Origin of the sequence: Chroococcidiopsis sp. CCNUC1 (assembly GCF_023546805.1) — a bacterium.
In the GTDB taxonomy this organism is placed as follows: Bacteria; Cyanobacteriota; Cyanobacteriia; order Cyanobacteriales; family Chroococcidiopsidaceae; genus Chroococcidiopsis; species Chroococcidiopsis thermalis.
Map to the genome: position 1 here is coordinate 2,850,473 of NZ_CP097480.1, position 13,993 is coordinate 2,864,465.

Below are 13,993 nucleotides of genomic sequence, written 5' to 3' on the forward strand. Positions count from 1 at the left end.
TAACTGAATATGGGTGTTTGAACATAGATTTAGGGTGTGTTGACGAGGTAGTTGTAGAGGCGATCGCCCGCTAATTTATCTGCATCGCTGCTAGTATCTTCCAAAACTATAAAATGAGAATAGCAAGTCTGCGAGTCGTGAGTAGATAGCATGAGAATGACTCCAAAAGAGGAACTGATTCAAGCAATTGAGCGATTGCCCGACGATCTGGTTGGGGTACTTTTAGAATTGTTAAAGGTATTGCAGCGGCAGCGATCGCCTGAAGCAGCAAGGTCAGCACCACGAGAACCAGAGATGGCAACAGTGGAGGAAGCGCCTAGTCGGTTGCATCGCAAGCAAGGGGTTTTAGTCATTGAAACTGGACATTTGCATGGGTTTGACATCAATGCATTCATTAATGAAGTAAGAGAGGAGCGGTTTCAGAATCAGATTGAGCAAGCTGATACATGAAAATTTTGTATGATACATCTGTGTTAATTGCAGCTTTGTTGGTCGAACATACCAGTCACAATTTAGCTTTTCCTAAACTTGAACTAGCGCGACGGGGAGAGGTAAAGGGTTACATTTCAACTCATAGTTTGGCGGAAATTTATGCTGTAATTACTCGTTTGCCTCAACCCTTAAGAGTGTTGCCTGCTGAAGCAGAGGTAGCGATCGCAGACCTTTTAGAATATCTAGAGCCTGTGCCGTTATTGACGCAAGAGTATCAGAAGGCAATTGCGTTGATGACGACGCAAAAGCTCGGAGGTGGGGGTATTTTTGATGCAGTCATTGCTCAGGCTGCTTTAAAGGTTGAAGCCGATTGCATTTTGATATTAAATCCTAAAGATTTTACACGCCTGGGAGACGAGATTACGGTTCGAGTACAGATGCCTGAGTGAAGGATGTCAGCGATCGCCTCTCCTGATGACTCAGTAAATTTATTAGAAGTGTCATGAAAACCAAAAGCGATCGCTAGATTTTCGGATAAAGATGGTGGGTTTAGCTATGTATTTATGAGGTGTTGAGTTACTTTACCCTAAATTGGTGAGGTGCTGCATATGATTTTTGTGGGAGGTACTTAAAAATATCATCTAACATTCTGTTTACTCCTAAAGGTCCGTTGGCGCTCCACTTAATTGCATCGACGAAGTAAGCTCGATTATTTTTAACGGCATTGAGAGAGGCTATTAATGGGTGTTTCAAAAAGAGTGGTTTTGACTTGCCATCATAATCCATGATAAATAAGATATCAGCATCGTATTGATTCAGGATTTCAACACTAATTACTTCATTGCTATTTAAATTAATCTTATTCGTTAAGCCGATGTCAGAAAAAATCTCATGAGAAGTATGTGCGGACTTTGTAATTACAAATGCACCTTGGTAGTATATAAGTACAGTGACTTCTATTTCTTGTGGCTTGCAACTCAATTGTTTTCTTAATTTTTTAATCCGAGTTTGATATTGTAAAAGTAATTCATTTGCTTCTACTTCTTTATCAAGAAGTTGAGCGAGGTAAAGTAAATTCTTTTTAAAAGAAGTGTTTTCTTCATAATTAACTAAAACTGTGGGCGCAATCTCTGATAGCTTTTTGTAAATGTTTTTATGGGCAAAATCCATTGCTAAAATTAAATCTGGTTTAAGTTTGAGAATCTTTTCTAAGGAAGGATTGAACGCATCTCCAACATTTAGGATCGATTTAGTATCATCTGGGGTTAATCCATCGAGTGATTCTTTTCCTCGAACGATAGAGGTTGCCATTCCAATCGGTTGAATCCCAAGAGCCAGTACAGGATCGACTAGATATCTAGGGTCTAATGCGATTATGCGTTTCGGTTTTACTGGAATACAGGTTTCTCCTAGCCTATGTTGAACGATTCGACAGCCAGGAGAACTAGTTATTGGAATATTATACTTCTGGATAACTGGACTATAGCAAGCTGTAGTCACAAGAAAGGATAAAGCGATTAGGAGAAATGGCTTTACCAAACAATACATTGAGTTTTTCATCATACTTTGTGTTGATTTTAAAAAAAATCAATCAATGATTAACTGCAAAGCCAGTTAAAACTCCCAACTGATGGAACCAACGATCGTAAACGGTTCGGTTCTTTCAACGTTTGTGGGGCTATAGGCAAATGCAGCAGCGTCTATATCAAATATGTTACGCATATTAATCGCCGCATTAAAACGACCTCTCCGGTAGTAAAGGGCTGCATCAGTACGAAAATAATCCCCCATTTCAAACGAGTTATCCAAATCTCCTTGTCGCGCACCGACATAAAACAACCCCAGACCAAAGCCTAAACCTTCTAAATCCCCTGTTTGAATCTCATAGGTTGTCCAGAGGCTAGCTTGATTTTCTGGCACGTTTGGTAATCGATTGCCGACCGGAGTGGCGTTATCTTCAGTGACTTCTGCATCCGTGTAAGCATAGGCAGCAGTTACATTCCAACCAGGCAAAATCTCACCCGTAAGGTCTAGCTCGATGCCTTGACTACGCTGTTCCCCAGTCTGAATAGAAAAATCAGGGTCATCTGGATCGGGTGTAAGAACATTAGTCCTAGTGAGATGATAGGCTGCCAAAGTTGCTGAAAGCCTACCATCGAGAAAGTCAGCTTTAACACCGACTTCATACTGAGTGCCTCTCGACGGTTCAAAGGTGACATCTTCATCTACACTTGTGTTGTCGAATCCAGAGAGAGGGGCAAAAGAGCGAGTGTAGCTGGCATAGAGAGAAACTTCTTCGCTGGGCTGATAGACCAAGCCGACACGCGGGCTGAAAGCACCATCATTCCTTGTTGGAAAGCGAATTACTTCTCCCCCTGTATCGGTATCTGCTTCAAAGTCAGTTGAAGCCCAATCATAGCGACCGCCGATTAGGAATTTCAAACGATCGCCCAAAGCGATCTGATCCTGGAGATAAACGCCGTAGGATCTCCTGACAAGATCGAAATCAGAGAATGTCAGACGTGTCGAATATGTTGGTTTTGGGATATCGTAATTTGGATTGCGGATATCTAGAGGAGGCAGAGGTGTATCGGCACTGATGCGATCGCCAACATTGCTAAAGCGATTAAAATCAAAACCCGCTAAGACCTGATGTAAAATCGATCCAGTTATAAACTTGCCAAGCAAGTCAATCTGTCCGAAATAGTTGTTTCTCTCAAAGACAGCTGTGGAAACATTGAACTCATCCAAAAAGCGGTCGTCTATTAGTGTTGTACCAGAAGCTACATCCTCTCCAAAACGAGTAATATTTATGGCAACATTATTCCGAATCTGCCAGTTATCGTTAAATTTGTGATTTAGGATGTATCCAAACCTTTGAGAAGTGGTATCGACCTGGCTTAAGCTCGGATAGTAGGTGGCAAAGTCTCTAGGTGTTAAGCTGCCATCGCTTAGAAATACAGCATTACCGAGACCAGAAGCAGGGTAGCCAGAAAGACGAGTGTACTCATAGTAAAGATTCAGATTTGTCTTTTCGCCGATCTTGAAGGTAAGGGAAGGCGCGATCGTCGTCAGTCCTCTATTGGCAAAATCTTGAAAATCACTTGAACCTTGATAGCTGGTGATAAATCGATACAGTGCCGTTTTGTTATTATTCAAGGGTCCTGATAAATCGATGCTGGGTTGATAAAATCCATAATTTCCTGCCTCAAACGCGAGCTTGTAGTAGGGGTCACTCAGGGGTTTTTTAGTCACCGTGTTAACAATACCACCTGGCTCCCCAGCACCAAACAAGACTGAAGCAGGTCCTTTGAGGACTTCCACTCGCTCGACCGTCTCAATGGGTGACAGGACATAGAAATCACCGTCTGGAAAGCCATCTCGAAAATTTACAACGCCCGTTCCCGCTTGGTCAAATCCTCTGATAATTTTGTTTGTAATCGGCGCACCACCATAGCTTCTGCTTCCAGGAGTTACACCGCTGACGGTTTCCAGTGCCTCAGTTACAGTTCTCACATTGCGGTCTTCAATAACTTGTTGCGGCACGACCTGAATCGACTGGGGAATATCCCGCAACGGTGTATCTGTCCGCGTTGCCGTAGAAGCATTAGGCACATTATACCCATCTTGCTCATCCGTCACCACAATTTCCTGCTCGTCAACCAATGGTTTTTCTGGCTGGGTTTCACCCTCTGGCGCTGGCGGAGTCTGGGCGGCAGATGTACCTGGTGTAAAGCTAAAAATTAATCCTTCATTTGGAGCGTCATACAACTGCACTTGTGGCAAAGCGGCTTCCCCTGTCACAGCGACTCGTATACTGTTGGTAGTAGCCTGAGTCATTCTCACAAGAGTAATGCCACTGGCGGGATTATCTTGACGAAATCCCCCTTGGGGAAGTGCTAGCACGGCATTAGGAATATTTGCAATATAGGTTTTGCCTAAAACCAGAGTTACAGGCTGGAGTGCTTTTCCTTGAGTGGTTTGTAGAATTATCTCTACACCTTTGTCGGTAGGATTCGCTACCACTCCTGTAATTGATACAACACCCCCCTGTTTCCCCCCTTGGTAAGGGGGGACGGAAGAGGGGTTCCCTTGGTCAGGGGCAACAGAAGAGGGGTCGCTCGGTGTTTGTACGAGTGTTTGAGCGCTGGTCGCGAGACTCTCGATTTCGCTCAGTTGGGGAAGATTTTTGTTAGCTTCTCGAATATCTCCTACTTCCTCGCCTTTCGCAGGAGTACCAAGCAAAAGCGCGATCGCACCACCTACTACCACAATTGCCAACCATAACCGCACCGACAACCGCCCTAGGCTCATCGCCAACTCCTTCCACCTACTGAAATGCTCTATTGCAAATCACTTTTAATAAGTTGTGAAAAGTAGTGTAGAGAAGTTGCTCTCGCCTTGTCTATCAAAAAAGCGACAGCGGCGATCGAAAAAACGACAATCGAAGCGCGATCGCGATCCTCAGTCTGCTTTAATCGCCCGTTTTCCCGCCAGACATTGGCTCGGTGTAATCCCGAACCGCCGCTTAAACGCGCTGGCAAAATTCCCCAAATGCCCGTAACCAACTCGCATCGCCACCTCAGCCACCGTGCGATCGCCCTGACGCAATAACTGTTTTGCCTGCTCCAGTCGTCGCTGCTGCAAATAGTCCATCACTGTCATGCTAAATAAAGTTTGGAACCCACGTTGCAGAGAACGATGGGTTAACCCGACCTGCTGTGCTAACTGGGGCAACGAAAGAGGCTGAGCAAATTGTGTCGTCAAAATCTCCCTTGCATAGTGCAACCGTGCGATCGTCTCTGGTTTCAAACTCGGTGCAGATTGATTCCGTGTTGCATCTTCTGCAATTAGGTCAAGGTACATTGCCAACAGTTCAAACACCTTGCCTTGAAGATACATCCGTTTTGCCGCACCCCGATAAGGCGCATTCCACATTTGGAGAGCTAGCGATCGCATTGCTGGGGTGACTCTAGGATAAAACGACACCTTCCAATCTTCCCCTTTGAACAATTGCTTCACCAGATCGGACTGCCGCTGGCGATCGTTGAGGAAAAACGATTCCATCACGTCTGGCTCAATCTCGATATTGACAAAGGTTAAATGCTGTGGATCTCGATATTGTTCCAGATATGCAGGCGAAATCCCACTTCCCGACAAATAGCTGCGAGTACAGTCGAATGTGGGATGGATATTACAGTCTAGAAAACCTGACAGAAAAATTGTCATCTGAATCGGATGCTTGTGAGCGGATACCTTCACCCCTAAATCTTGGCGATATTCAATATCCTCGAAATTTAACCACACGCCAGGCAACAATTCTGTTCCCCAACCGTAGCCCTGTCCCAGGTAGTCTGGCACTCCCGTTATTTCCTCAAACTCATCCAAAATTATATTGTCAGGACAAGTAACAGGAGCCTGCTCGTGCAGTCCATCCCAGTCGGATTGGGTGAAAATCAGGGTCATGCTGGCGCTACATCAAGATCGCAAATTAACTTGAGTGATAATAATTTGCAATAGTGTACCACGATCGCCCCGAAACCCAAAACGCCTCATACCAATCTGAAACAAGAATGCAACACACAAATAAAACGCGATCGCTCCTCCATAGTCAACCAGTCGCAGCCAAAGACTCAGAAGGCAAAGGAAAAACAGGAGTGCTAGCGATCGCAATTTCTGACTCCTGTTCCATTGTCAGAATGACGATCGTAGCTAGCGATGCTCTACACTTAAGCAATGATAGTAAATTTCAATAATTCTATCGCGATCGCCTGATACTATTTTATCTGGGAGCGTTGCTTGGGGCGATCGACTTGGTATCTTTTCGCTACATAAGTGCTTCCAGTCACATAGAGATACTCAACTTAAGATTTATGACAATCGCCTTGTCAGACCAGGATTATCAACAACTGTGGCAGGAGATGCTGTGTAGCAATATTTCTCCGCACACCGATCCTGCTGACACGATCTGGAAGTTTCCGCATCAGTTGGGTATTGGGTATAAACGGGTGATTCAGCTGCGGGGTATACTGCTAGAAATTCACAACTATAACTTGCATGACGATTTGAGCGTCCAATTTCAGCCCTCTAGCACTGCTGAATGTGAATTTGGGTTTCAAATTTCGGGTGCGCGTCATGGTATGCGCGGTGGGCAAAACTTTCTTGCTTGGGGTTGGGGGACTGGCGGAACATGGGAAGCTCTAGCAGGAGAAAAAATTGTCAAAGTCGATATTCACCTCGAATCTCCCAGCCAGTTGATAAGTTTTATAACCAGCGATCGCCAACAACTCCCTACGCAATTGAAACAACTCATTGAGGGTGTCACTCATGAAACCTACGAAGAAATTGGCACGATTGCAACTACCATGCAACTACCTCTAGAACAGATTTTGCACTGCCCTTATCAGGGATTAACCAGACAAATCTATCTTGAAAGTAAGTGTCTGGAACTGATAGCACTACAATTAGAACAATTAGCGACACCGCAAAAGTGCGATCGCTCTCAGGTTCTTAAAGGCAACGATATCGATCGCATTCACCAAGCCAGGGAAATTTTAATCTGCAAATGCGATCGCCCACCGTCTTTAATGGAGTTAGCAAGACAGGTAGGGCTGAATGACTACAAGCTCAAGCTCGGCTTTCGACAAGTTTTTGGTACTACTGTATTTGGTTATTTACATACTTATCGACTGGAGCGATCGCGCCAATTATTAGAAACGGGGCAGATGAGCGTTGGCGAAGTCATGCGGACAGTAGGTTATGCTAACCGAGGGCATTTTGCCACAGCTTTTAAGCGCAGGTTTGGCGTTAATCCCAAGACTTACTTATCGAAGCAGTGACAATAATCCGTTTAGGGATCGAAAAAATCCGTCTGCGAGCCATTTTTCTGTCAAGAGGGCTAGCAAGTTCGTGTATGCTTATTGAGAAGATTTTTAATTAGCGCTCAAAACATCTGTCCAGTCTTGTTACTACCATCTTGACTGTCTCGGTGGTACGCCAAGCAGGGGCAGTTGGGACGTGGGGAGATATGCGTAAACAAGAGCAATTACTTAGCAGTTTATGTCTGGCAGCGATCGCGATCGTCGTAGCTCAACCAGTTAGGGCAGAAGAAAAAACATTACTTCAGTCACCGATTAGCACCGATTTGCTCACACAACAGCCACTGACAACAGAAGCCGCAGAAATCATAAAAGTAACAGGTGTGAGGCTAAAACCCACTGCCCAAGGTTTATCAATCATTTTAGAAACTCCAACAGGGCGATCGCTACCAGCCCAGACTTTCAGTAAGGGCAATGCTTTAATTGCTGACATTCCTAATACTCAGCTAGCCTTACCAGAAGAAAGTTTTCGCGCTGAAAACCCTACCGAGGGTATTACTTCTGTCACCGTGACTCAGGTGAATGCCAATAATATTCGAGTCACCGTCACGGGAGAAACAGCAGCACCAACAGCACAGATCGTTCAAAGTGCCAGTGGTTTAGTTTTAAGCGTGACTCCTGAAACTCCAGAAGCAGCAGAAGAGGTAGATATTGTAGTCACGGCAAGCCGTGTAGCACAAGCTTTAGAAGACGTGCCGCGATCGGTGACGGTTATAGAGCGCGAACAAATTCAGCAACAGGCTAACGTCTCGCCGTCGCGTAACTTACAAGATATTCTTACTAACTTAGTGCCTGGTTTGGCTCCTTCAACTCAAAGTAGCATCAATAGCAATCAAACTTTGCGGGGGCGGACACCTCAAGTTTTAATTGATGGTGTTCCTGTCAGATCGAATTTTATTGCCCAACCTAGAGACTTGAGAAGCATCGATCCCGCGTCTGTCGATCGCGTGGAAGTGGTTCGAGGTCCCAGCGCGATTTACGGTGATGGTGGAACGGGGGGTGTCATCAATATTATTACCAGACGACCACCAGATGAAGAAGGGATCGTTTCGAGGGCAGAAGTTGGAGTTGATTTCTCAACAACAAATTCAGCAGATAGTTTTGGTAACTATTTGGAATATTCGCTATCAGGACGGCAGGGAAATACTGACTTTTTGGCGGTTCTCTCGCGCAAGCAGACAGGCGGTTTCTTTGATGCCCAAGGCGATCGCATTCCCCAATTCGCACCAACTGCCGATACTGAAACTTTAAACTTGCTGGCTAAGGTAGGGGTAGACCTCACCGACGAGCAACGCCTGCAATTGACATTTGAACATTTTGATGCAAACGAAGACTTTGGATTTATTTCCGATCCAATTGTGGCGGATCTTCCAGGAATTCAAAAAGCACGGGCGCTGCAACTCGATAATCCAGAACTCATTGGTAGTAAAAGACCTGGCAACCGCAATACAATAGTTAATCTCAACTACAGCCACGAAAATTTATTTGGTAGTCGGGTACAAGCGCAGGCGTACTTTCGTAACAGCCCCATAGTAACTACACCCGACGATCTACGACCGTTTGGTTTTGTAGACCCAGGAGTTTACCAAACCAATGTGGACAAAGAAGCGTTTGGCGGCAGACTTCAGGCTGAAACTCCTTTATCGCCAGCTTTGAGTTTGCTCTGGGGAGCTGACTATTTTGATGAGGATATTTCCCAGACGATTGAAGTTTTCGATCCAGAAGTATTCGATGCCAGCGGTAGGCGAATTTTTCAAAAAACGCGCGATGTCACTTATACTCCTCCATACAACTTTAATAGTCTCGGTTTATTTGCTCAGTTGCAATGGGAAGTCAGCGATCGCACTTCTGTAAATGGCGGAGCGCGATACGAGCGTTTTGGCTTAGATGTTGACGACTATACGGCGATCGGTTTCGGGCAGATCCCAGATCGGGCGATCGAAGGTGGTAACATCAACTTTGACGATGTTTTGTTTAATCTTGGGGCGATTCACAACATTACAGATGAAATTAGCCTATTTGCTAGCTTTGCTCAAGGCTTCTCTGCGCCAGATTTCGGCAACATCTTACGTACTCCTCCCGATGCTTTGACTTCGGTAGAAAACGATCTCGAAGTTACCAGTCCCCAAAAAGTAGATAGTTTCGAGCTGGGTGTGCGCGGTAACTGGTCTAATATCCAAGCGTCCCTAGCTGGTTTTTACAGTACCTCAGAATTGGGTATAGATTTTGTAGATAGCCCAGTTGGTTTTGAGATTGTCCGACAACCACAGCGGTTCTATGGCTTAGAAGCTACGCTTGACTGGCAAGTAGGCGGCGGTTGGGGATTAGGTGGAACAGCCAGTTTGATTAAAGGCGAATTTGAAGATGAAGATGGCGAATACTTGAATGCCAGTAGTAATGTTGCCTTTCCACCGAAGCTAACTGCTTATGTGCAATACAAAACTGACGGTGGCTGGCTGAATCGCTTGCAGTTGCTTTTTGTTGGCGATCGCGACGCTGGGTTTGAAGACGGCTCCGATCCCTTACCCATCGAGAGCTACACCACGTTAGACTACATTAGCAGCATTCCCTTACTTGGTGGCAGGCTCGCCCTCAGTGTTGAGAACTTGCTGAACGAACAATATATACCAGTTGTGAATCAGTATTTTGGCGGTTTTGGCGGAATCGACGAGATCAGTAATATTGCCGCTAGAGGTAGAACGGTTCGCCTTGGCTACTCAATTGAGTGGTAATCTCTATGACATATGGACAAATTCTTTTGTGCTGAAGCATCGCGTCAAGCTGAAGAAAACCCCATCGGTTGGGCGGCTCCCTGTCAACTTTACATATTAATAGAATGTCCGCCGCCGTGGACAGGAGATGAGTTTGCTTCCCAATCTATACCCGCTAATTTAAAAGTTTTAGTGGAGGAGATTTATCGAGCTGAGCCTGCGGCGATGGTACTGTTGATTTACAGTCACATTCTGACAAGGAAAGACCCTACCAAATTGCTGATATTTCGTCAAAAATCGGGTCTTTGTGATGGATACAGCAAGCAGGAAACTGAAGTTAATTGCATCAACGATATTGCTTTGGTTTTACAAGATTATTTGGCTAACCCGATTCAGACAGAAGATCCGCCACCGCTAACTAGAGACATCTTAATTTGTACCCACGGCAGCCACGACAAATGTTGTGCTAAGTATGGTATTCCTTTTTATCGGCAAGCCATAGCTACTGTGACTAGTCTCGGTTTAGAGAACGTTCGCATTTGGCAATCGAGTCATTTTGGCGGACATCGCTTTGCACCTACAGCATTAGATTTTCCTTCAGGTCGTTGTTATGGCAGGCTGGATGCTAAATCTTTTACCTCAATTTTGACTTATAACGGCGATATCCAAGACTTAAAATCGGTTTATCGGGGTTGGGGTATTTTATCTGGTTCCGATTACCCAATTCCAGCGCAACTCGTAGAACAAGAGCTGATGCTGCGATATAGTTGGGATTGGTTTAAATACAAAGTTGCTAGTCGAATTGTCGAGCAAAATGAAGATGCCAGTTTCAACTGTGTTGAATTAACTTTTGCAACACCGGATGGCGCGATCGCTCGTTATAGAGCAGATGTAGTTGAAGATCGGAGCAAAGCTTTATATCTAATTGGAGACTGTAATGGTACAGAAGTCGAAAAATTGCCCAAATTCTATGTCAAAAATTTGACTCAATTGGAATGCGATCGTGATTGAACGGTTCTACCATTCATTCAAGTTTTGCCTGCTTGTTATCTTAACCTTTCTGACGATTGCAGCTTGTTATGGCAGGACTACTCAGCAGATGGCTTTTACCAGCGCTCAAGCCTCGACATCCTCATGCCAAGTCATTCAACATATTAGCGGTAAAACCCAAGTTTGCGGTCAACCCCAACAAGTGGTTGCACTCAGTCCGCCGTTGTTAGATATCATGTTAGCACTTGGGGTACAACCGCTAGCTTATGCTGAAGTAGATTTGTTTACAAGGCGCAAATTTGACAAACCAGAAGCACAAATTCCCTTTTTAGGCAAGTATATAACGACCAAACCGATTAACTTGGGCAGTCGCGATCGCCCCTCACAAGAATTGTTGCTGTGGCTAAAACCAGATCTGATTTTGGGCGAACCAGAGTATAACAAAAATAATTACCATTTACTTGCCAAAATTGCCCCAACTTTACTATTTAGAATTCAAGAAAAAGATGATTGGCAACAGCATATTTCGGCGATCGCACGCGCACTGGGACGCGAAGAACGAGCAAAACAAGTCATTGCCGAATACAAACAACAAATTGCCCAAACTAAAGCTGCACTAGCACCCATCGCAGCACAACAGCGCCGGATATTGGTGCTGGGGTTTGGTAGATTAATTGCCGATTCTTTTGTACTCGATCCTGAGGAATTTGTTTGTGGCATACTTCAAGAACTTGGGTTTGAGATTATTACTGTTGGATCGAGAGAACAAGAGAGATTTAGTCTTTCGCTCGAAGTTCTACCGCAAATTGAAACGGATGCGATTCTCATCCTTCCTTCTGGTAATAACACCATAGCAAACGCCCAGCAACAGTGGAGTGAAAATCCGATTTTGCGATCGCTCAGTGCTGACAGGGGTGGAAAAGTCTACTTTACTGATTTTCAACTAACTCGCATTCGGGGACCAATTGCAGCTGAAACTTTTGTCAATCGAATGCGCGAAATTTTGAAGTGAGTTGGTAATTGGTAGTTGGTAGTTGGTAGTTGGTAGTTGGTAGTTATTCACTTGCTCCCTCAGCTCCCGATCGCTCCCTCAGCTCTCTCTCCCTTGTCTCCCTTGTCTCCCTTGTCCCCCGACTTCCCACTCCCCAGTTATATGCGTAATTTTATTACTATTTGGCTCGGTCAACTCGTTTCTACATCATTGGTCTAGCTGGGATCGCGCTGATGGACATTGTGACATTTAGCGTGGCGATCGCTACAGTGTTGTTAGTACCGATCCCGCAACTAGCAGTTCATACTACAGAACACCACAAGAACGCTAGTATCTGGCAGCAACTCACCTTTGGATTTCACTACATCATCAAACGTCCTGGGTTGCTAGCACTTGTAGTATCCGCTTCTTTGTTTTGGTTTGCTCACGACTTAGGCGGTTCAGTAGCTACACCGATGATTCTGGCTCGTACGGAAAATGATGGGCAAATATTAGGCTCTATCTTCTCAATTGCTGGAATTGGGGGTGTTACTGGAGCAGTGCTGTTGAGTGTTTGGGGTGGTCCGAAACGACGCATTCACGGCTATCTTTTGGGTATGGTAGGAGCAGGTGTAAGTAAAGCAATATTTGGTTTAGGTCAATCCCCCCAGATTTGGCTACCAGCACAATTTTGTTCTTCGCTCAATTTTCCTTTGCTAGAAAGTTCCCAGACTGCGATTTTGTTAGCTCAGGTAGCGCCTGAGATTCAAGGAAGGGTTTTCGCGGCGCGATCGCTGATGTTTCAACTCGTTTCTGCGATAGCATCTTTAATTGCTGAACCGCTAGCCGATGATGTGTTTGAACCAGCAATGCAGCCAGGAGGCAACTTAGCTAGATTACTTGGTGGTGTATTTGGGACTCATCCTGGTGCGGGGATGGCAGTTATGTATGTATCCACTTCAACCTGTTTGTTGCTAGTGGGTTTAGGTGGATACGCCTGTCACTCCCTGCGAGACTTAGATCGTAGCGGATCGGATTAGCTTGGATCGATGTCTGCGAATGATGAATCCGATCTCATGCTGGCACTCAAGACTGACCTTGAGAATTAATAGCAATAAGATTATGATATTTCAACGTGCGCTAGCTCGTGCTTCGTACAAGCTCTATGTCTGAGAGTCTATTGCCATGCAGATCGGCTTTTCTGCCCAAAATATCGACGAGTTGTTTGCCGAGTGGAGTCAGAGGACTGAAGCATCTTTGCAGGTAAACTCATCTGAAACAATTCTAGAATTACCGCCCCAGATGGGCAAAGGCTGGATACGGCAAATGAGACTCTCCAGCGAATGAGGAGATCGAAGTGGTGGTCACGGCTCAACGAACCGAAGAAGACGTACAGGATGTCCCCATCAGCATCAGAGTCTTGACAAAAGAAGAAATTGAAGATGCAGATATCATCACCTTGGAGGACATCGCTCAAAGTACCCCTAACTTTTCAGTTTTCAACGCCACCGGAAATCGCTATTTCAGTTACTACAGCATTCGAGGACTGTCTTTTGAGTTGAATGGAATGGTAAGTTACGGAACCTATAACGATTTAAATTTACGAGCAAGTGTCGGCGGACCACTCGTTGAAGATCGGCTGTTTTATCGGTTGGCGGGCAGCTATGGATCGGCAGATGGATATTTCAGTAACATATTTCTAGACGATCGCTTGGACGAGCGATCGTTATCAACGTGCGATTGGGATACGAATTTGAGAATTACGGCATTTATTTGTTTGGCAACAATATTTTCGATCGCGAGTATCTTACTGCTGCCTTTGGGCTTTCTGGCTCAACAACGGGTCAATATGGCACGCCTGCAACTTATGGCATTCAATTTAGAGCGCAATTTTAGAGTTGAAGGAGCAACACGCGCTGGGGACATTACCGCTTTTGGATTGTTTGTTTTCAATAGTTGCGGTAATTTTGTGCGAGTCAACGAGTACCGTTAGGATTGATTGTAAAATCTAG

14 protein-coding genes are annotated in these 13,993 nt (G+C 45.0%); 10 read left to right on the top strand and 4 right to left on the bottom strand.

Annotated elements, in window-relative coordinates:
- Positions 1-29: 29 nt before the first annotated feature.
- Positions 30-152 (bottom strand): hypothetical protein, encoded by a 123-nt coding sequence (locus M5J74_RS32700; protein WP_015154579.1) that lies wholly within the window; start codon positions 150-152, stop codon positions 30-32.
- Here M5J74_RS32700 and M5J74_RS13360 point away from each other — a divergent pair.
- Both M5J74_RS13360 and M5J74_RS13365 read left to right on the top strand, forming a co-directional pair.
- Complete coding sequence (locus M5J74_RS13360; RefSeq protein WP_041462455.1) at positions 151-450, top strand: hypothetical protein; 300 nt, start codon at positions 151-153, stop codon at positions 448-450. The genes M5J74_RS32700 and M5J74_RS13360 overlap by 2 nt on opposite strands.
- Entirely contained in the window at positions 447-881 is a 435-nt protein-coding gene (locus M5J74_RS13365) for a PIN domain-containing protein (protein WP_250016945.1), read from the top strand. The genes M5J74_RS13360 and M5J74_RS13365 overlap by 4 nt, the downstream gene beginning before the upstream one ends.
- Positions 882-1,008: 127 nt before the next feature.
- Here the strand turns inward: M5J74_RS13365 and M5J74_RS13370 are convergent, their stop codons facing one another.
- From M5J74_RS13370 to M5J74_RS13380, 3 genes are all read right to left on the bottom strand, one after another.
- A complete protein-coding gene (locus tag M5J74_RS13370) occupies positions 1,009-1,932 on the bottom strand; it encodes an iron-siderophore ABC transporter substrate-binding protein (RefSeq protein ID WP_250016946.1) in 924 nt (307 codons plus the stop codon).
- Between the two features lie 114 nt (positions 1,933-2,046).
- Positions 2,047-4,746 carry a TonB-dependent siderophore receptor gene (locus M5J74_RS13375; protein ID WP_250016947.1) on the bottom strand — a complete coding sequence of 900 codons (2,700 nt, stop codon included), beginning with the start codon at positions 4,744-4,746 and terminating at the stop codon, positions 2,047-2,049.
- 150 nt (positions 4,747-4,896) lie between these two features.
- Positions 4,897-5,898, bottom strand: coding sequence for an AraC family transcriptional regulator (locus M5J74_RS13380; protein WP_250016949.1), 1,002 nt, complete (start codon positions 5,896-5,898; stop codon positions 4,897-4,899).
- 107 nt (positions 5,899-6,005) lie between these two features.
- Between M5J74_RS13380 and M5J74_RS13385 the strand changes: the two genes are divergently transcribed.
- From M5J74_RS13385 to M5J74_RS13420, 8 genes are all read left to right on the top strand, one after another.
- Complete coding sequence (locus tag M5J74_RS13385; RefSeq protein ID WP_127022530.1) at positions 6,006-6,188, top strand: hypothetical protein; 183 nt, start codon at positions 6,006-6,008, stop codon at positions 6,186-6,188.
- A gap of 117 nt (positions 6,189-6,305) precedes the next feature.
- Positions 6,306-7,271: a response regulator transcription factor gene (locus tag M5J74_RS13390; protein WP_015154586.1), complete on the top strand. Its 966-nt coding sequence runs from the start codon at positions 6,306-6,308 to the stop codon at positions 7,269-7,271.
- Between the two features lie 137 nt (positions 7,272-7,408).
- Positions 7,409-10,042 (top strand): TonB-dependent receptor domain-containing protein, encoded by a 2,634-nt coding sequence (locus M5J74_RS13395; RefSeq protein ID WP_250016950.1) that lies wholly within the window; start codon positions 7,409-7,411, stop codon positions 10,040-10,042.
- A gap of 12 nt (positions 10,043-10,054) precedes the next feature.
- Positions 10,055-11,032, top strand: coding sequence for a sucrase ferredoxin (locus M5J74_RS13400; protein WP_015154588.1), 978 nt, complete (start codon positions 10,055-10,057; stop codon positions 11,030-11,032).
- Positions 11,033-11,120: 88 nt separating this feature from the next.
- Entirely contained in the window at positions 11,121-12,023 is a 903-nt protein-coding gene (locus M5J74_RS13405) for an iron-siderophore ABC transporter substrate-binding protein (protein WP_250016951.1), read from the top strand.
- A 161-nt stretch (positions 12,024-12,184) separates the two neighbouring features.
- A complete protein-coding gene (locus tag M5J74_RS13410) occupies positions 12,185-13,021 on the top strand; it encodes a hypothetical protein (RefSeq protein WP_250016952.1) in 837 nt (278 codons plus the stop codon).
- A 145-nt stretch (positions 13,022-13,166) separates the two neighbouring features.
- Positions 13,167-13,328, top strand: coding sequence for a hypothetical protein (locus M5J74_RS13415; protein ID WP_015154590.1), 162 nt, complete (start codon positions 13,167-13,169; stop codon positions 13,326-13,328).
- Positions 13,329-13,431: 103 nt separating this feature from the next.
- Positions 13,432-13,974: a hypothetical protein gene (locus M5J74_RS13420; RefSeq protein ID WP_371934036.1), complete on the top strand. Its 543-nt coding sequence runs from the start codon at positions 13,432-13,434 to the stop codon at positions 13,972-13,974.
- Positions 13,975-13,993: the final 19 nt, after the last annotated feature.